We start from the raw sequence: 18370 nt of genomic DNA, 5'->3' as shown, positions 1-18370 counted from the left end.
CCGCACAGCTTTCCGCAGGCATCCCACGCCGGGCCCCGGGCCCTTTAGTCTGGACCCGGTACCGAATGGAGGGTCTGGATGTACAGCTGGATCTGGCGGCATCTGCCGGGCAACGTGTGGGTGCGTGCGTTCATTTCGCTCGTGCTCGCCCTGGCGGTCGTCTATGTGCTGTTCCAGTACGTCTTCCCGTGGGCGGAGCCGCTGCTTCCGTTCGGCGACGTGACGGTCGACGGAGCGAGCGCGCCGACGGGGGCCGCCCGATGAGCGCCCGCATCCTCGTCGTGGACAACTACGACAGCTTCGTCTTCAACCTCGTCCAGTACCTCTATCAGCTCGGTGCCGAGTGCGAGGTGCTGCGCAACGACGAGGTGACCACGGCCCACGCGCAGGACGGCTTCGACGGCGTTCTGCTCTCCCCCGGCCCCGGCACCCCGGAGCACGCGGGCGTCTGCGTCGACATGGTGCGGCACTGCGCGGCGACCGGCGTCCCGGTCTTCGGCGTCTGCCTGGGCATGCAGTCCATGGCGGTGGCCTACGGCGGCGTCGTCGGCCGCGCCCCCGAGCTGCTGCACGGCAAGACCTCTCCGGTGCTCCACGAGGGCACGGGTGTGTTCGCCGGCCTGCCCTCGCCGTTCACCGCGACCCGCTACCACTCGCTCGCCGCCGAACCGGACACCGTGCCCGACGAGCTGGAGGTCACCGCGCGGACCGCCGACGGCATCATCATGGGCCTGCGCCACCGGGAGCTGGCCGTCGAGGGCGTGCAGTTCCACCCGGAGTCGGTGCTCACCGAGCACGGCCACCTGATGCTGGCCAACTGGCTGGTGCGCTGCGGGGACACCGGAGCCGTCGAGAGGTCGGCGGGGCTCGCTCCGGTGGTGGGCAAGGCCGTCGCGTGACCTCACCCCGCCACGGAGCCGGGGCCGGGCAGGACGACCCGCACGATCCGCGGGCGTACGAGGACCCGGGCACGTTCGAGGCGGCGGTCCACCAGCTGGCGGACCCGTTGAACGACCCGCTGCCGGGGCCGGATCCCGTGGCCCCGCGACAGCAGGGGCCCTACGAGCCACAGGGCCCCCAGCAGGCCCCGCAGGAGTGGTACGACCCCCACGGATACCAACGGGACTGGTACGGCCACCAGGGGCCCGTACAGCAGCCCCTGGCTGCGTCACCGCCCACGCCCGACCCGTACCCTCCGGGCGCCCTGGGCCCCGCGGCCCCTTCCCAGCCCCCGGCCGGCGAGGCCGTGGAGCCGGCCACGGAGGTCTTCGCCCGATTGGATCCGGGCGACCCGGTCGTGCCGCTGCCCCGCCCGGAGCCCGAGCCGGAGCCGTACACCGGCGCCGACGAGGCCGAAGGCGGGCCCGGCGCGGCCCCGGAGACGTCACCGCCCACCGGCGGCCGCGCCGAGCGCAGGCGCGCCGCCAAGGGGCGTGGCCGACGGCGCCCCGCACCGCGCCCCGGGCCGGGGGGCGTGGCGCCCGCGAAGCCCATGACCCGTATGGAGGCGCGCCGGGCGGCCAAGGCCGCCAAGGACAGCCCCGCGATCGTCATCAGCCGGGGCATCGGCGAACTCTTCATCACGCTGGGCGTTCTGATGCTGCTGTTCGTCACCTACCAGCTCTGGTGGACGAATGTGCGCGCCGACCAGATCGCCGGCCGGGAGACCCACAAGATCCAGGACGACTGGGCCAAAAACGAGAAGGCCCCCGAGAAGCAGGAGGCGTTCGAGCCGGGGCAGGGCTTCGCCATCATCCACATCCCCAAGCTGGACGTCGTCACGCCGATCGCCGAGGGCACCAGCAAGGAGAAGGTCCTCGACCGGGGCATGGTCGGCCACTACAGCGAGGAGCCGCTGCGCACGGCGATGCCCTCCGCCAAGAAGGGCAACTTCGCGCTGGCCGGCCACCGCAACACCCATGGCGAACCGTTCCGCTACATCAACCGGCTGAAGCCCGGCGACCCGATCGTGGTCGAGACCCGGGAGGCGTACTACACGTACGAGATGACGAGCGTGCTGCCGCAGACCTCGCCCTCCAACGTCTCCGTGATCGCGCCGGTGCCGAAGCAGTCCGGCTTCACCGGGCCCGGCCGGTACATCACCTTGACGACGTGTACGCCGGAATTCACGAGTACGTACCGTTTGATCGTCTGGGGCAAGATGGTCGACGAACGGCCGCGCAGCAAGGGCAAACCCGACGCGCTCGCGGACTGAACGGGCCGGACGCCATGACGACAGGGCGGTGCTATGACAGCGACGACCGAGGACCAGGAGCGGACCGACGAGCCCGCGCCACCCGTGCGGAAGGGCGGCCGCCATCCCCTCGCGACCGCCGTCAGTGTCTTCGGTGAACTGCTCATCACCGCAGGTCTGGTGCTCGGCCTCTTCGTCGTCTACTCGCTGTGGTGGACGAACGTCCTCGCCGACCGCGAGGCCGCCAAGCAGGGCCACACCGTCCGCGACAAGTGGGCCGGCGGCCCCGGCGCGCTGGACACCAAGGACGGCATCGGCTTCCTCCACGTCCCGTCGATGAAGAACGGCGAGGTGCTCGTCAAGAAGGGCACCGACACGGAAACGCTCAACGACGGCGTCGCCGGCTACTACACCGATCCGGTGAAATCCGCGCTCCCTTCCGCCAAGGAGGGCAACTTCGCCCTGGCCGCCCACCGGGACGGGCACGGGGCGAAGTTCCACAACATCGACAAGGTGCGTACCGGGGACGCGATCGTCTTCGAGACGAAGGACACCTGGTACATCTACAAGGTCTTCAGCGAGCTGCCGGAGACGTCCAAGTACAACGTCGACGTGCTGGGCCCGGTCCCGAAGGACGCCGGCGTGACGAAGGCGGGCCGCTACATCACGCTCACGACCTGCACCCCGGTCTACACGTCCACGTACCGCTACATCGTCTGGGGCGAGCTGGTCCGTACGGAGAAGGTCGACCGCGACCGCACGGTCCCGGCGGAGCTGCGCTGACGCCTGTGCCGTTACGGCGGAGGGCCCCGGTCACCTCGATGGTGACCGGGGCCCTCTGTCCGTACCGGGTGCGGAGCGGGTCAGTGACCCCGTCCGCCGTTCAGCCCGCCGAAGATGCCGCCGCCCTCGACGGTGGTCAGGGTGACCGTGCCGCCCTTCTCCACTTCCTGGTTGGGCATCGGGGAGCTCAGGATCACCTTGGCATCCGGCTTGTCGACCGAACCGGGCTGGAGCGCGACCACCAGGCCCATGCCCTCCAGCTGGGCCTTCGCGTCCTGGTAGCTCTTGTTGAGGAGGTCACCGGGGACGGCCACCTTCTCCGGCTCGGGCGGGCCCTTGGAGACCTTGAGGATGATCGAGGTGTCCTTGCCGACCTTCTCGTTGGCGACGGGGGTCTGCTCGACCACCTGGCCCGCGGGCTTGTCGGAGTCGACGTCACTGCGGCCGATGTTCTTGAAGCCGACCCCGTTCAGCTGGGCGACCGCGGCGTCGTACGAGCGGTCCGTCACCGGAGGCATCGTGAGCAGCTCCTCCGTGGCGACCTTGAGCGTGATCTCCGAGTTCTCCTCGGCCTTCTCGCCGCCCTTCGGGGACTGCTCCAGGACGGTGCCGGGCTCGGCCTGGTCGGACTCGACCGAGTCGACGGTGACCGTGAAGCCCTTCTTCTCCAGGGCGTCGCGGGCGTCGTCCTCGGACTGGTTGGTCACGTCCGGCACCTCGACCTTCGGCGGACCGCTGGAGACGAAGACCGTGAGGGTCTCCTGCTCCTTCATCTGCCCGTCCTCCGGCGTCTGGCGGCAGATCTTGCCCTTGGGCTGCTCCTTGCACTCTTCCTTCGGGCCGACCTTGAGGACGATGTTCGTGTTGTCGGCCAGTTTCTGGGCGTCCTCGACCGTGATGCCGATCATGCTGGGCACGTCGAACGCGCCGTCGTCGCCGCCGTCGCCGGGGAAGACCGCCTTGCCGATGAGGATCGCGCCGATCAGCACCAGGATGCCCGCGACGACCAGGAGGATCGTCGAGGTGTGGTTCTTCTTCTGCCTGCGGCGGTCGGGGCGGTCGTCGTAGCCGTAGCCGCCGTCGTCCGGGTTGACCGGCGGCAGCATCGACGTGCGCTCGCCGCTCTGGTCGGCGGGGCGCAGGGCGGTGGTGGGCTGGTCGTGGTCGTACCCGCCGGGGTAGCCGCCGCCGTAGCCCGCCGCACCCATCGCGGCGGTCGCGGCGACCGGCTGGCCGTCGAGGCACGCCTCGATGTCGGCGCGCATCTCGTCGGCCGACTGGTAGCGGTAATCGGGGTCCTTGGTGAGCGCCTTCAGTACGATCGCGTCCATCGCGGGCGTGATCTCGGGGTCGAAGTTGCTCGGCGGCTGCGGCTCTTCCCGTACGTGCTGGTACGCCACCGCCACCGGGGAGTCCCCGACGAACGGGGGCCGGACGGTCAGCAGCTCGTAGAGCAGGCAGCCGGTCGAATAGAGGTCGGACCGCGCGTCGACCTGCTCGCCCTTGGCCTGCTCCGGGGAGAGGTACTGGGCGGTGCCGATGACGGCGGCGGTCTGGGTCATCGTCATACCGGAGTCACCCATCGCGCGGGCGATGCCGAAGTCCATGACCTTGACCTGACCGGTCCGGGTCAGCATGACGTTGGCCGGCTTGATGTCCCGGTGGACGATGCCCGCGCGGTGCGAGTACTCCAGCGCCTGGAGGATGCCCACCGTCATTTCGAGCGTCCGCTCGGGCAGCAGCCTGCGCCCCGAGTGCAGCAGCTCGCGGAGCGTCGAGCCGTCGACGTACTCCATGACGATGTACGGGATGGAGACCCCGTCGACGTAGTCCTCGCCGGTGTCGTACACCGCGACGATCGCCGGATGGTTGAGCGAGGCGGCGGACTGGGCCTCACGGCGGAACCGGGCCTGGAAGGACGGGTCGCGGGCGAGGTCCGCCCGGAGCGTCTTCACGGCGACGGTGCGGCCGAGCCGGGTGTCGTGGGCGAGGTAGACCTCGGCCATGCCACCACGGCCGAGCACCGAGCCCAGCTCGTACCGGCCGCCGAGGCGACGCGGCTCTTCCATAACTGTTCCAGCCCTCTCCGTCAGTCCTGACCGCACCGGTGCGCGGTCCGGCGGTGTGCTGTTCGCGCATACGCTACCGGCCGCGCATCAGCTGATCCGCCCGGAGGCGATACCTGATATCCGACCGGTATCCACAGAGGCGCTTTCGCGGCCGGGAGTGAGCGGTCTCACTTCTCGCTGTCGATGACCGCCTTCATGACCGCCTTGGCGATCGGGGCGGCCAGGCCACCACCGGAGATGTTCTCGCGGGTGGCGCCGCTGTCCTCGACGACGACGGCCACGGCCACCGGCGAACCGTTGTCGGTCTTCGCGTACGAGATGAACCACGCGTACGGGTTCCCCTTGTTGTTCAGACCGTTCTGGGCCGTACCGGTCTTGCCGCCGACCGTGACGCCCGGGATCCGGGCGTTGGTGCCCGTGCCCTCCTTGACGACGGTCTCCATCATCTGCTGGAGCTTCTGGGCGTTCTCCGCCGAGAGGGGCCGGCTGAACTCTTCCTTCTCGTGCGTGTAGATCACGTCCAGGTTGGGCGCCTTGCGCTCGGCGACCATGTACGGCTGCATGAGCTTGCCGTCGTTGGCCACGGCGGAGGCGACCATCGCCATCTGGAGCGGGGTGGCACGGTTGGACGCCTGGCCGATGCCCGCCATCGCGTTCTGCGGCCGGTTGTCCTCGGGGTACACGCTGGCGTTCGAGCGGACCGGAGTGAAGATCTCCTTGTTGAAGCCGAACTTGCCGGCCTCGTCGATCATCTTCTGGTTGCCCAGGTCATCGCTGATCTTGCCGAACACGGTGTTGCAGGAGTAGCGCAGCGCCTCGCGGAGCGAGGCGTTCTCGCACGGGATGTTGCCCTCGTTGGGCAGGTCGTCGCTCGACTGCGGCAGGCGCCAGGGAAGCGGCGACTTGGTGTGCTCGTCGATGTCGGTGTAGAGCCCGTTCTCCAGGGCGGCGGCGGCGGTGACGACCTTGAACGTCGAGCCGGGCGGGTAGGTCTCGCGCAGCGCCCGGTTGATCAGGGGCTTGTCCTTGTCGCCCTTCAGGGACTGCCACGCCTTGCCGTCTGCGTTGCTGGTGCCCGCGAAGGTCGAGGGGTCGTACGACGGGGTGCTGGCGAGCGCGAGGATGGCCCCGGTCCGCGGGTCGAGGGCGACGACGGCGCCCTTCTTCTTGCCGAGACCCTCGAAGGCGGCCTTCTGAGCCGCGCCGTTGAGCGTGGTGACGACGTTGCCGCCGGTCCTCTCCTCGCCGGTGAACATCGACATCGTCCGGTTGAAGAAGAGCTGGTCGTCGTTGCCGGTGAGGATGCCGTCCTCGAGGTTCTCCAGCTGGGTGGCACCGAACGCCTGCGAGGAGTAGCCGGTCACGGGGGCCCACATGGGGCCGTCCTTCCACACCCGCTTGTACTTGAAGTCGCTGCCCTTGGTCTCGGTGGACCCGGTGATCGACTTGCCGTCCACGATGATGTTGCCGCGCTCATGGGCGTACCGCTCGATGCGGACGCGGCGGTTCTCGTCGCGGGTGTTGAGGTCGTCGGCCTTCACGTACTGCAGGTAGTTGGTCCGCGCGAGCAGGGCGAAGATCAGGACGCCGCAGAAGATCGCGATCCGGCGCAGTGGCTTGTTCACGGGCGGACCACCTGGGTCATCTCGGCGTCGGTCGAGGGTGCGGGGGCGGGCGCGGGGCGCCGGGCGGTGTCGCTGATGCGGATGAGGATGCCGATGAGGGCCCAGTTGGCGATCACGGACGAACCGCCGGCCGCGAGGAACGGCATCGTCATACCGGTGAGCGGGATGAGGCCCATGACACCGCCGGCCACGACGAAGACCTGGATGGCGAAGGCGCCGGAGAGGCCGACCGCGAGGAGCTTGCCGAACGGGTCGCGGGCGGCGAGCGCCGTGCGGATACCCCGCTCGATGATGAGGCCGTAGATCAGCAGCACGGCCATCATTCCGGCCAGTCCGAGCTCCTCACCAACGGTGGAGAGGATGAAGTCGGCGTTGGCCGCGAAACCGATCAGGTCGGAGTGGCCCTGTCCCCATCCGGTGCCGATCGTGCCCCCCGAGCCGAAGGACATGATCGCGTTGGAAACCTGCTCACAGGCGCCGCTGAGGTCGGTGGAGTAACAGGCGAACGGATCCTTCCACGCAGTCACACGGGACTGGACGTGGCGTTCGAAAGTCGCGACACCCACGGCACCGGCGGCCGACATCAGGAGGCCGAAGACGATCCAGCTGGTCCGTTCGGTGGCCACGTACAGCATGATCACGAAGAGGCCGAAGAACAGCAGCGACGTCCCGAGGTCGGTCTCGAAGACCAGGATCAGGATGGACAGCGCCCAGATGACCAGGATAGGGCCGAGGTCGCGACCACGAGGCAGGTACAAGCCCATGAAACGGCGGCTCGCGAGTGCGAGGGCGTCGCGTTTGACCATGAGGTAGCCGGAGAAGAAGACCGCGATGATGATCTTCGCGAACTCGCCGGGCTGGATCGAGAAGGGGCCGAGGCTCACCCAGATCTTGGCGCCGTTCACCGCCGGGAAGAACATCGGCATAATCAGCAGGATCAGCGCGGCCACCATGGAGATGTAGGTGTAGCGCTGCAGGATGCGGTGGTCCTTGAGAATGAGCAGCACGGCGACCATGAGGGCGACGCCCACTGCCGAATACATCAGCTGCTTGGGAGCGTCGGGGGTGTACGCGCCGAACAGCGTCTCCGCGCGCTGGATCAGTCTCTGCGACTGGTCGAGCCGCCAGATCAGCACCAGCCCCAGCCCGTTCAGCAGCGTGGCCAGCGGCAGCAGCAGCGGGTCCGCGTACCGGGCGAACTTCCGCACCACGAGATGGGCGACACCGCCGAGCAGGACGAGCCCCGCTCCGTAGCCGAACATGCCGGACGGCAGCTTGCCGTCCATGGCCAGGCCCACGTTGGCGTAGGCGAACACCGAGATGGCGATGGCGAAGACCATCATCATCAGTTCGGTGTTGCGCCGGCTCGGTGCGTCGATCGCGCCGATCGTGGTCGTGTTGGTGACAACGCTCATGGTGCTGAAGGCCCCCTACGGCTCTACTTCTTACCGCACTGCGGGACCAGCTTCTTCTCTTCCTCCGAGAGGCTGGGCCCAGGAGTGGGAGTCGTGGAAGTCTGCTCGGACTTGGTGTCGCCACCGGATGTCTTGGAGGACTTGGACGCCTTGGTGGCATCCGTGTCCGTGCCCTGCGCCTGGCCCTCGTCGCCGTGCTCCTTCTCCGCCGCGCGCCGCGCCGCGTCCTTCTTGCAGGCGGACGCCTGGACGGAAAGCTCGGCGATCTTCTCGCGGGCGTCGGCGAGGCTGCCCTCGGCGATCGTCGCCTCGACCTTCTTGCGCTGGTAGGCGGGGAGGTACTTGAGTTCGATCTCGGGGTGGTCCGTCTCGACCTTCGAGAGCGAGAGCCAGCCGAGATCCTGGCTGAGGCCCCGGTACAGCGCGACGTTGTCGTTCTTCGCGCCGACGTAGAACTGGGTCTGGGTCCAGCGGTAGCCGCCGTAGAGCCCGCCGCCGACGACGGCCAGCGCGAGCACCACGTACAGGGACCGCTTGAGCCATGTGCGGCCGCCGCCGTGCTTGACGAAGTCGTCGTCGGAGTAGGACCCGAACGCCCCGTCGGGCATTCCGTCGTAGCCGGAGCCGTCACCGCTGCCGGGCGGGCCGAAGCTGCCGGCGGGCGGCGGCACGGGACGGCCGAGGCCGGCCGCACGGCCGGCGGGCGTCTGCATCGCACCGCCGTCGTTCAGCTGGGCAGCCTGGTTCTCGGCGACCGCGCCGACGACGACCGGGGTGTCATTGAGCTGACCGGCCAGGGTGTCGTTGCCGTCGACGTCGAAGACATCGGCGACGATGCAGGTGATGTTGTCCGGTCCGCCGCCGCGCAGGGCGAGCTGGATCAGGTCCTGGATGGTCTCCTGCGGGCCCTGGTAGCTGGCGAGCGTCTCCTCCATCGTCTGGTGGGAGACGACGCCGGAGAGCCCGTCGGAGCAGATCAGATAGCGGTCGCCGGCCCGGACCTCACGGATGGAGAGGTCGGGTTCGACATGGTCGCCACTGCCCAGCGCGCGCATCAGCAGGGAGCGCTGCGGGTGGGTGGTGGCCTCCTCCTCCGTGATCCGGCCCTCGTCGACCAGCCGCTGGACCCAGGTGTGGTCCTGCGTGATCTGGGTGAGCACGCCGTCGCGCAGCAGGTACGCGCGCGAGTCGCCGACGTGCACCAGGCCGAGGCGCTGTCCGGTCCAGAGCAGGGCGGTGAGCGTGGTGCCCATGCCCTCCAGCTGGGGATCCTCCTCGACCATCATCCGCAACTGGTCGTTGGCCCGCTGGACGGCCGTACCGAGCGAGGTGAGGATGTCGGAGCCCGGAACGTCGTCATCGAGCTGGACGAGGGTGGAGATCACCTCGGAACTGGCGACCTCGCCGGCCGCCTGGCCGCCCATGCCGTCGGCGATCGCGAGGAGGCGGGGACCGGCGTAGCCGGAGTCCTCGTTGCCCTCCCGGATCATGCCCTTGTGCGACCCGGCGGCGAAGCGCAGGGACAGACTCATGCGCACCTCACCCGTCGGTTCGGGGTACAGCCGGTCTCGAGCCACACTGCCCACCCTCCGATCGGGAGCCTGGCCGGGTCCGGTGCCCGGACCCCCGCGGCTCGCTCGCTCCGCTCGCTCATTGTCGTACTACTTCCGCAGCTCGATGACGGTCTTGCCGATCCGGATCGGCGCGCCCAGCGGAACGGGCGTCGGGGTGGTGAGGCGGGTCCGGTCCAGGTACGTGCCGTTGGTGGACCCGAGATCCTCGACGATCCACTGGCCGTCACGGTCGGGGTAGATCCTGGCATGCCTGCTGGACGCGTAGTCGTCGTCCAGCACGATCGTTGAATCATGGGCACGGCCCAGCGTGATGGTCTGCCCTTGGAGCGCCACCGTGGTGCCGGTGAGCGTGCCCTCGGAGACGACCAGCTTGGTCGGCGCGCCCCGGCGCTGGCGGCCGGGCTGCTGGCGCTGCGGCGGCGGTGCCGCGTTCTGGCGTCCCTGGGGCGGACGCGCGTCGTTCGCGGTGCGGCGTGAGCCGCGCTGCGTGACGCGCGTTCCGAACAGGTCGCTGCGAATGACCTGGACGGCCACGATCACGAACAGCCACAGAACAGCCAGGAAACCTAGCCGCATGACCGTCAGGGTCAGCTCTGACATTGCCCCCGCTTCACCCTTCGGCTTGCCGGTAAACGATGGTGGTGCTGCCCACGACGATCCGCGAGCCGTCGCGGAGCGTAGCGCGGGTGGTGTGCTGCCCGTCTACCACGATGCCGTTGGTAGACCCGAGATCCTGGATCGTCGAGGGCGTTCCGGTCCTGATCTCACAGTGCCGGCGGGAGACACCGGGGTCGTCGATCCGCACATCGGCGTCGGTGCTGCGGCCCATGACCAGTGTCGGGCGGGAGATCTGGTGGCGGGTGCCGTTGATCTCGATCCAGCGCCGCACCTGCACGTTCGGCGGGGAGGCGGGAGCGGCCGGCGGACGCCGGTCGGGACCGCCGTGACGCCCGGCGCCCGGCGGCGGGCCGGCGGGCATGGGCGGGGCGGAGGCGGGAGGATAGCCGTAACCGCCGCCGGGGCCCTGCGGAGCGGAACGGCCGGGGTACCCCTGCTGGGGGGACTGGCCGCCGTAGCTCTGGCCCTGCGCCGGTCCTTGGCTCTGCGCCGGCCCCTGGCCCTGTGACGAACTGGACGCCAGCGTGCGGCTGCGGACCCGGTAGAGACCGGTGTCGAGGTCCTCGGCCTTCTCCAGGTGCACCTTGATGGGTCCCATGAAGGTGTACCGCTGCTGCTTGGCGTAGTCCCGGACGAGGCCGGAGAGCTCGTCGCCCAGCTGGCCGGAGTACGGGCTCAGGCGCTCGTAGTCGGGGGCGCTGAGCTCGACGATGAAGTCGTTGGGGACGACGGTGCGCTCACGGTTCCAGATGGTCGCGTTGTTGTCGCACTCCCGCTGGAGGGCACCCGCGATCTCGACCGGCTGGACCTCGGACTTGAAGACCTTGGCGAAAGTGCCGTTGACCAGACCTTCGAGACGCTGCTCGAAGCGCTTCATCACTCCCATGGGGCACCTCCTCCGGTGTCGTCGTCCCTGTACTGCTTACTGATCGTATCCACGCGTCGGGAAATCGGCTGGTTCCCCTTGTCTGCCCTGTGGATGAGTGTCCCCCCTCACACGGATCGTAGAGGCGGCCTCCTGACAGTGTCCCGCACCTCGGACGCACTCAGGAGGAGTGGGGGGCCACCCCTGAGGGTTCCCGGTTCCTTTCGGACGTTCTGCGGACGTCGGCCGAGCGTGCGGCGCGTGCCCGGCGATCGGGCGGCGAAACAACGGATGTGAATCCACCCTGTCCAGCGTGCTAATCTTCCGGATGTCGCCAGGCGCTCGCACCGAAAAGTGAGAGAGCCCGGAACACCACTCTTGCGCGAGTGGCGGAACGGCAGACGCGCTGGCTTCAGGTGCCAGTGTCCTTAGGGACGTGGGGGTTCAAATCCCCCCTCGCGCACAAGAAGGAAGCCCCCCAGGCATCGCCCTGGGGGGCTTCTTCAGTTCGGGGCCGGCCCCTCCTCTGTGTGTTTGGTTTCACGTGAAACGCCCGTTTCATGGGTGCGGGCGTGGAAGGGCCTGTCCGGTCGGCGCAGCCGCGCTCAGGGGCAGACGGCGGTCGGGGTGCGGCGGTACGGTCGGCGGCAGTTGATGTTCGGGCAGGTGCCCGGCGACTGCGCCGGGCGGGGGCGGGGGAGGCTGCGTGCCATGGAAGCGACCGGGACGGGACTGCCTCCGGTGCGACTTGTCGAGCCCGGTAGTGGGGGTGCCGCGGTTCCCGCGGAGGCCGACGGGCCGCGCATACCGGCCGTGCCGGGGTTCGCGCGCCGTACGGACAGGGCGTACGCGGAGGCCGGGGGGCGACCGAAGGGCAGAGGCAAGGCGCTGCGGGCGCGGGTGCCCCGGTCCGCTCACGCGACGCTGGAGCTGCCGGCCGGACGGCCGGACGCGGTGCGCGCGGTCGAGGAATCCAACCGGGGCCGGGTGCCGGAGCTGACGCCGATACGGGTGGGCCGGATGGCTGCCACCCCCTTCGCCTTCCTGCGCGGCTCTGCCGGGCTGATGGCCCACGACCTGGTGGGCACCCCGGTCACCGGCGTCGCCCCCCAGCTCTGCGGCGACGCGCACGCGGCCAACTTCGGGCTGTACGGCGATGCGAGGGGCGGCCTCGTCATCGACCTGAACGACTTCGACGAGACCGTGGCCGGGCCCTGGGAATGGGACCTCAAACGCCTGGCGACCTCGCTGGTGCTCGCGGGCCGGGAGGCCGGTGCCGACGAGGACACCTGCCGCAAGGCCGCTTACGACACCGTGGGGGCCTATCGGCGAACGATGCGGCTGCTGGCCCGGATGCCCGCGCTCGACGCCTGGAACGCCATCGCGGACGAGGAGCTCGTCTCCCACACCGACGCACGGGATCTGCTCGGCACCCTGGAGCGGGTCTCCGAGAAGGCCCGCAACAACACCAGTGCGCGCTTCGCGGCGAAGTCCACGGAGGACTGCGAGGACGGTGGCCGCCGTTTCGTGGACGCGCCGCCGGTGCTGCGCAGGGTCCCGGACACGGAGGCCGCGGCCGTCGCGGCGGGGCTGGGGGACTATCTGGAGACCGTCTCCGCGGACCGGCTGCCGCTACTGGCCCGGTACGCGATCCATGACGTGGCGTTCCGGGTGGTCGGCACCGGCAGTGTGGGCACCCGCTCGTACGTGGTGCTGCTGCTGGACCACCGGGGGGAGGCCCTGGTGCTCCAGGTGAAGGAGGCCAGACCCTCGGTGCTCGGGCCGCATCTCGCCGCCGTGGGGTTCGGGGTGCCGGAAGTCGCGCACGAGGGGCGGCGCGTGGTGCTCGGGCAGAAGCGGATGCAGGTCGTCAGCGACCATCTGCTGGGCTGGACGACGGTGGACGGCCGTCCTTTCCAGGTACGGCAGTTCAGGAACCGCAAGGGCAGCGTCGATCCCGCCGCCCTCGCCGCCGACCAGGTCGACGACTACGGCCGCATGACCGGGGCGCTGCTGGCGCGGGCCCACGCCCACAGTGCCGACCCGAGGCTGCTGGCGGGCTACTGCGGCAAGAACGACGAGCTGGACGAGGCTGTGGCGGCGTTCGCGGTGACCTACGCGGACCGCACGGAGGCGGACCACGCGGAGCTGGTGCGGGCGATCGGGGCGGGGCGGATCGCCGCGGAGCGGGGCGTGTAGCGGGGGGTCGCGGGGCCCGTGCGGGGCGCCCGCTGCGGTGCCCGTGTGTCCTCGGCGGCGGGCCTGGGCCATACGCTGGGCGGGTGACCCACGAAGCCGCCGGGGTGCCCTCCCGGAACGACGATGACCAGCAGGACGAGGCGCGGCCGGACGCCGGAGGACCTGAGGGCGGTGAGCCCGGTCTCGGGGCGCCGGGGGACGGCGAGTCCGGTGCGTCCGGGGCAGGGCAGCGGCCCGAGGCGCGGCTCGCACACGCGGTGCGGGCGGCCGAGCAGGCGCTGATCGAGTTCGAGATCGCGGTGGAGACGTTCCGGGTCGAGGTGGAGAACTTCTCCCGGCTGCACCACCAGAGGCTGGGCCCGATGTACGCGCGGCTGGACGAGCTCGACGCGCAGATCGCCGAGGCGCGGGCGGCGAAGACCGGTGACCCAGAGGACCTGCGCAAGGCGGCAGAGGCACGGTCGGTCGTGATGCCCATGCCCGGCGTGGACGAGCTGTTCCACGACTGGATGGACTCCGAGGGCCTGTCCCCCGAGGCGTCGGCCATGCTGACCGATCAGACGGTGCGCCCGCCCAAGCGGGTCCGCCCCACCGACGAGGCACGCAAGCTGTACCGTGACCTGGTCCGCAAGGCGCACCCGGACCTGGCCCAGGACGAGGCGGAGCGGGTCAGGCGGGACGAGTTCATCGCGCGCGTCAACGCCGCCTACGGACGCGGTGACGAGGCCCTGCTCAACGAACTGGCCGAGGAGTGGGCGGCGGGGCCGGCCGCGCCGCGGCAGGAGCTGAGCGAGGCCGACGAGCTCTACGCCCGGCTGGACTGGCTGACCCAGCGCAAGGAATTGCTGACGGAGTGGGCGCAGGAGCTGGAGGAGAGCGCGATCGGCGCCATGCTGCGGATGGCCCCGGACGACCCGGACCAGCTGCTGGAGGAGATCGCCGAACAACTGCTGGGCGAGGTCTCGCAGCGGGAGGCGGAGCTCGCGGCTCTGGTGCAGTAGCGTTTTCGGTGGCCCGAGCGCACTGATTCGGTGACCCCGAGCGCACTGACGAGAGAAGGCATGACCCATGAATTTCGGCCCGCTTCCCACGGTCGACGTCGCGTCCGTCCCGGCGGACGGCCTCGTGCTGGACGTCCGGGAGAACGACGAGTGGGCGGCCGGACACGTCGAGGGCGCCCTGCACATCCCCATGAGCGACTTCGTGGGCCGCTTCGGTGAGCTGACCGAGGCGGTGGAGGACGGCCGGCGCGTGCACGTGATGTGCCGGGTCGGCGGCCGGTCCGCCCAGGTCACCCAGTACCTGGTGCAGCAGGGGATCGACGCCGTCAACATCGACGGCGGCATGCTCGCCTGGGACGGCGCGGGGCGCCCGATGGTCACCGACAACGGCGCCCCGGCCTTCGTCGCCTGACGCGACCCGCCCCGGTCCTCCGGCGCCCGGGGCGTCAGCGGTCGAAGTCGAGTTCCACCTCCTCGGTGACCGGATGGGACTGGCAGGCCAGTACGTAACCCGCGTCCGTCTCCTCCGGCTCCAGGGCGTAGTTGCGGTCCATCCGCACCTTGCCGGAGACCAGGAACGCCCGGCAGGTGCCGCAGACGCCGCCCTTGCACGCGTACGGAGCGTCCGAGCGGCTGCGCAGCACCGTCTCCAGCAGCGACTCGCCCCCCTCCACCGGCCAGGTGCCGGACCGGCCGTCGAGCGTCGCCGTCAGGGTGCCGCCCACGGGTGTCTCGACCCGGGGCCCCGCGGGAGCGGCGGGGGTGTCCTCGACGTGGAAGATCTCCTGGTGGACGCGGGAGCGGTCCACGCCCAGCCCGTGCAGCGCGACCTCGGCGGCCCGGACCAGGCCCAGCGGCCCGCACAGGAACCAGCCGTCGATCTCCGCCACCGGCAGCAGCGCCGGCAGCAGTCCGGAGAGCCGTTCGCGGTCCAGCCGGCCCGAGGGCAGACCCGCCTGCTGCTCTTCCCGGGACAGGGCGGTGACCAGCTGGAACCGGTCCGGATAGCGGTCCTTCACATCGGCGACCTCGTCCAGGAACATCGTCGAGGCAGCCGTCCGATCGCTGCGGAACAGGCAGAATGTGGCATTCGGCTCCCGGGCGAGCAGGGTGGCCGCCATGGACAGCACCGGGGTGATGCCGCTTCCGCCGACGATCGCCGCGAACTGCCCGGCGCGGGGTGTCAGGACGAAGCGCCCCATCGGAGGCATCGCCTCGATCGTGTCCCCGACCAGCAGCTCCTTGAGCGCGTACGTGGAGAACGCGCCGCCGTCCACGAGGCGGATGCCCACCCGTAGCTCCGGACCGGCCGAGGGCTCGGGGGCCGGGGCGCAGATCGAGTACGAGCGGCGGACCTCCTCGCCGTCCACGGTGTAGCGGACGTTGAGATGCTGGCCGGGTTGGTGCCGGAAGGTCTCGTGCAGGCCGGGCGGGACGGCGAGGGTGACGGCCACCGAATCGTCCGTGAGCCGCTCGATCCCGCTGACCCGGAGCGGATGGAACATCTACAACTCCTTGAAGTGGTCGAACGGCTCCTGGCAGGCAACGCAGCGCCGGAGCGCCTTGCACGCCGTGGAGGAGAACCGGCTCAGCAGCTCCGTCTCGGTGGAGCCGCAGTGCGGGCAGCGCACGGACAGGGCCAGCGGCACCGGGCCGTCGGACGCGGTGTCGTGCGGCCGGGGCGGGGCTATGCCGAACTCCGCCAGCTTCCGGCGCCCTTCGGCGCTGATGTCGTCCGTCGACCATGCGGGCGACAGGACGGTCTCCACGGACACCTCTGCCACGCCGTGGTCGTGCAGCACGCGCTCGATGTCCGCGGACATCGCCTCGATCGCCGGGCAGCCGGTGTACGTCGGAGTGAGCCTGACCGTGACATGGTCCGGGTCGTGCACGTCCACGCCCCGGACCACACCCAGGTCCTCCAGCGTCAGCACGGGCAGCTCCGGGTCGGGGACGGAGCCCGCGAGGCTCAGCAGTTCCGCCTCGACGGCGGTCCAGGTCACCATGACGCCCCCGGGTGGCTGCGGTGCAGGTGCTGCATCTCGGCGAGCATCCGGCCGAAGGACTCCGTGTGGATGCCCTGCCGGCCCGCGCCCGCCGTCCAGGCGCCGGACTGCGGCCCCGTCGGCACGGTCAGGGCGGCCCGGCCGAGAATGTCGGTGACGGCCTCCAGCCAGCCGCTGTGCAGCGCCTGCCAGTCTGCGTCGACGCCTTCGACCGGCTGGAACAGCTCGCCGGTGAAGCGCCACAGCGCGTCCACCGCCCGCTGCATCCGCTCGTGGCTCTCGTCCGTCCCGTCACCGAGGCGCAGCGTCCACTGCTCGGCATGATCCCGGTGGTAGGCGACCTCCTTGACCGCCTTGGAGGCGATTGCCGCGAACGGACCGTCGCCGGCCGCCAGCTGCTCGTACAGCCCCTGCTGGTGGACCGAGAAGCAGAGCTGCCGGGCGATGGTGTGGGCGAAGTCGCCGTTCGGCTGTTCGACCAGCTGGACGTTGCGGAAGGCGCGCTCCTCGCGGAGGTAGGCCAGTTCGTCCTCGTCGCCCACGAGTGAGAGCAGCAGCCGGGCCTGGCCCAGCAGGTCGAGGGCGATGTTGGCGAGGGCGACCTCCTCCTCCAGCACTGGGGCGTGGCCCGCCCACTCCCCCAGCCGGTGCGACAGCACCAGCGCGTCGTCGCCCAGGGCGAGGGCCGCGGTCACAGGTGCTTCACCCCGTCTGGGATCTCGTAGAAGGTGGGATGCCGGTAGGGCTTGTCACCGGCCGGTTCGAAGAACGAGTCCTTCTCGTCCGGCGAGGAGGCCGTGATCTGGGAGGAGGGCACGACCCACAGGGAGACCCCCTCGGACCGGCGGGTGTAGAGGTCGCGCGCGTTGCGCAGGGCCATCTCGGCATCCGGCGCGTGGAGGCTGCCGGCGTGGGTGTGGGAGAGCCCGCGCCGCGAGCGGACGAACACCTCCCACAGCGGCCAGTCCGTCGAGCTGCTCATGCTGTCGCCTTTCCGTTGCGTACGGCAGGGTCCGCGCCGGGCGTGTGTGTGCGGGCGTATGCGGCGGCGGCTTCACGCACCCAGGCGCCTTCCTCGTGCGCCCGGCGGCGCTGGGTGAGGCGCTGCTCGTTGCACGGCCCGTTGCCCTTCAGGACCTCCTGGAACTCGGTCCAGTCGATCGCGCCGAAGTCGTGCTTGCCGCGTTCCTCGTTCCACCGGATGTCCGGGTCGGGGAGGGACAGGCCGAGCGCCTCGGCCTGGGGGACGCAGATGTCCACGAACCGCTGCCGCAGTTCGTCGTTGGAGTGCCGCTTGATCTTCCAGGCCATCGACTGCGCCGAGTGGGCCGAGGCGTCGTCCGGCGGGCCGAACATCATCAGGGAGGGCCACCACCAGCGGTTCACCGCGTCCTGGGCCATCTCGTGCTGTGCGGCGGTGCCGTTGCTCAGCGCGAGGAGCAGTTCGTATCCCTGGCGCTGGTGGAACGACTCCTCCTTGCAGATGCGGACCATCGCGCGGGCGTAGGGACCGTAGGAGCAGCGGCAGAGGGGCACCTGGTTGGTGATCGCGGCGCCGTCCACGAGCCAGCCGATGGCGCCCACGTCCGCCCAGGTCAGCGTCGGATAGTTGAAGATCGAGGAGTAGCGCTGGCGTCCTGCGTGGAGCTTGTCGAGCAGCTCCTCGCGGCCGGTGCCCAGGGTCTCGGCCGCGCTGTACAGATACAGTCCGTGGCCCGCCTCGTCCTGCACCTTGGCCATGAGGATCGCCTTGCGGCGCAGCGAGGGGGCGCGGGTGATCCAGTTGGCCTCCGGCTGCATGCCGATGATCTCGGAGTGGGCGTGCTGGGCCATCTGCCTGACCAGCGAGGCGCGGTACGCGTCGGGCATCCAGTCACGCGGCTCGATGCGCTCGTCGGCCGCCACCGCCGCGTCGAAAGCTTCCTGGAGGGCCGCGTCGGGCCCCTCTTCGCCGCCTGCTGCCGTCTGCGCTGCCTGGCTCGCAGTCCCTGCCGCCATCCCGGACTCCCTACCGACCGATC

18 protein-coding genes and 1 tRNA gene are annotated in these 18370 nt (G+C 70.2%); 8 read left to right on the top strand and 11 right to left on the bottom strand.

Translation table 11 applies throughout. From position 1 onward, the window contains the following. The first annotated feature begins 78 nt into the window (after window positions 1–78). Genes ACLQ2N_RS15010 through ACLQ2N_RS14995 form a run of 4 tightly spaced genes read left to right on the top strand, consistent with a single transcriptional unit; the run spans window position 79 to window position 2977 of the window. Window positions 79–264 carry a hypothetical protein gene (locus ACLQ2N_RS15010; protein WP_018101915.1) on the top strand — a complete coding sequence of 62 codons (186 nt, stop codon included), beginning with the start codon at window positions 79–81 and terminating at the stop codon, window positions 262–264. Continuing rightward, entirely contained in the window at window positions 261–899 is a 639-nt protein-coding gene (locus ACLQ2N_RS15005; protein WP_164399256.1) for an aminodeoxychorismate/anthranilate synthase component II, read from the top strand. Before ACLQ2N_RS15010 ends, ACLQ2N_RS15005 begins: the two co-directional genes overlap by 4 nt. After that, the gene (locus ACLQ2N_RS15000) at window positions 896–2215 is read left to right on the top strand and encodes a class E sortase (protein ID WP_425812991.1); all 1320 of its coding nucleotides are present in this window, start codon (window positions 896–898) and stop codon (window positions 2213–2215) included. Before ACLQ2N_RS15005 ends, ACLQ2N_RS15000 begins: the two co-directional genes overlap by 4 nt. A gap of 33 nt (window positions 2216–2248) precedes the next feature. Beyond that, window positions 2249–2977 carry a class E sortase gene (locus ACLQ2N_RS14995; RefSeq protein WP_425812989.1) on the top strand — a complete coding sequence of 243 codons (729 nt, stop codon included), beginning with the start codon at window positions 2249–2251 and terminating at the stop codon, window positions 2975–2977. 80 nt (window positions 2978–3057) lie between these two features. Here the strand turns inward: ACLQ2N_RS14995 and pknB are convergent, their stop codons facing one another. The 6 genes from pknB to ACLQ2N_RS14965 all read right to left on the bottom strand — a co-directional run bounded on the left by pknB (window position 3058) and on the right by ACLQ2N_RS14965 (window position 11164). Further along, window positions 3058–5046: a Stk1 family PASTA domain-containing Ser/Thr kinase gene (pknB, locus tag ACLQ2N_RS14990; RefSeq protein ID WP_425812987.1), complete on the bottom strand. Its 1989-nt coding sequence runs from the start codon at window positions 5044–5046 to the stop codon at window positions 3058–3060. 167 nt (window positions 5047–5213) lie between these two features. Beyond that, window positions 5214–6671 carry a peptidoglycan D,D-transpeptidase FtsI family protein gene (locus ACLQ2N_RS14985; protein WP_425812985.1) on the bottom strand — a complete coding sequence of 486 codons (1458 nt, stop codon included), beginning with the start codon at window positions 6669–6671 and terminating at the stop codon, window positions 5214–5216. After that, window positions 6668–8086, bottom strand: a complete 1419-nt coding sequence (locus ACLQ2N_RS14980; RefSeq protein ID WP_425812983.1) for an FtsW/RodA/SpoVE family cell cycle protein — start codon at window positions 8084–8086, stop codon at window positions 6668–6670. Before ACLQ2N_RS14980 ends, ACLQ2N_RS14985 begins: the two co-directional genes overlap by 4 nt. A gap of 23 nt (window positions 8087–8109) precedes the next feature. Continuing rightward, window positions 8110–9618, bottom strand: a complete 1509-nt coding sequence (locus ACLQ2N_RS14975; protein WP_425812981.1) for a Stp1/IreP family PP2C-type Ser/Thr phosphatase — start codon at window positions 9616–9618, stop codon at window positions 8110–8112. 129 nt (window positions 9619–9747) lie between these two features. Next, window positions 9748–10260: an FHA domain-containing protein FhaB/FipA gene (locus tag ACLQ2N_RS14970; protein ID WP_425812979.1), complete on the bottom strand. Its 513-nt coding sequence runs from the start codon at window positions 10258–10260 to the stop codon at window positions 9748–9750. 10 nt (window positions 10261–10270) lie between these two features. Next, window positions 10271–11164 (bottom strand): FhaA domain-containing protein, encoded by an 894-nt coding sequence (locus ACLQ2N_RS14965; RefSeq protein WP_425812977.1) that lies wholly within the window; start codon window positions 11162–11164, stop codon window positions 10271–10273. A gap of 359 nt (window positions 11165–11523) precedes the next feature. Between ACLQ2N_RS14965 and ACLQ2N_RS14960 the strand changes: the two genes are divergently transcribed. From ACLQ2N_RS14960 to ACLQ2N_RS14945, 4 genes are all read left to right on the top strand, one after another. Continuing rightward, window positions 11524–11606 (top strand) — tRNA-Leu (locus ACLQ2N_RS14960). A 248-nt stretch (window positions 11607–11854) separates the two neighbouring features. Then, window positions 11855–13342: a DUF2252 domain-containing protein gene (locus ACLQ2N_RS14955; protein ID WP_425812975.1), complete on the top strand. Its 1488-nt coding sequence runs from the start codon at window positions 11855–11857 to the stop codon at window positions 13340–13342. An 83-nt stretch (window positions 13343–13425) separates the two neighbouring features. Further along, complete coding sequence (locus ACLQ2N_RS14950; protein WP_425812973.1) at window positions 13426–14343, top strand: hypothetical protein; 918 nt, start codon at window positions 13426–13428, stop codon at window positions 14341–14343. Between the two features lie 67 nt (window positions 14344–14410). Then, window positions 14411–14755, top strand: a complete 345-nt coding sequence (locus ACLQ2N_RS14945; RefSeq protein WP_425812971.1) for a rhodanese-like domain-containing protein — start codon at window positions 14411–14413, stop codon at window positions 14753–14755. Window positions 14756–14789: 34 nt separating this feature from the next. On the opposite strand, the gene ACLQ2N_RS14940 is transcribed toward ACLQ2N_RS14945, so the two are convergent. Genes ACLQ2N_RS14940 through paaA form a run of 5 tightly spaced genes read right to left on the bottom strand, consistent with a single transcriptional unit; the run spans window position 14790 to window position 18347 of the window. Beyond that, a complete protein-coding gene (locus ACLQ2N_RS14940; protein WP_425812969.1) occupies window positions 14790–15848 on the bottom strand; it encodes a 2Fe-2S iron-sulfur cluster-binding protein in 1059 nt (352 codons plus the stop codon). Beyond that, the gene (gene paaD / locus ACLQ2N_RS14935) at window positions 15849–16349 is read right to left on the bottom strand and encodes a 1,2-phenylacetyl-CoA epoxidase subunit PaaD (protein ID WP_425812967.1); all 501 of its coding nucleotides are present in this window, start codon (window positions 16347–16349) and stop codon (window positions 15849–15851) included. Further along, window positions 16343–17044, bottom strand: a complete 702-nt coding sequence (paaC, locus tag ACLQ2N_RS14930) for a 1,2-phenylacetyl-CoA epoxidase subunit PaaC (RefSeq protein ID WP_425812965.1) — start codon at window positions 17042–17044, stop codon at window positions 16343–16345. The genes paaD and paaC overlap by 7 nt, the downstream gene beginning before the upstream one ends. Then, window positions 17041–17331, bottom strand: coding sequence for a 1,2-phenylacetyl-CoA epoxidase subunit PaaB (paaB, locus tag ACLQ2N_RS14925; protein ID WP_073966613.1), 291 nt, complete (start codon window positions 17329–17331; stop codon window positions 17041–17043). The genes paaC and paaB overlap by 4 nt, the downstream gene beginning before the upstream one ends. Next, entirely contained in the window at window positions 17328–18347 is a 1020-nt protein-coding gene (gene paaA / locus ACLQ2N_RS14920; RefSeq protein WP_425812963.1) for a 1,2-phenylacetyl-CoA epoxidase subunit PaaA, read from the bottom strand. Before paaA ends, paaB begins: the two co-directional genes overlap by 4 nt. Window positions 18348–18370 lie beyond the last annotated feature (23 nt).

Source organism: Streptomyces sp. DT224 (genome assembly GCF_049844595.1).
GTDB lineage: Bacteria > Actinomycetota > Actinomycetes > Streptomycetales > Streptomycetaceae > Streptomyces.
Note: the sequence above shows the minus strand (reverse complement) of the source record. Positions and strands in the feature narration are given on the sequence as shown.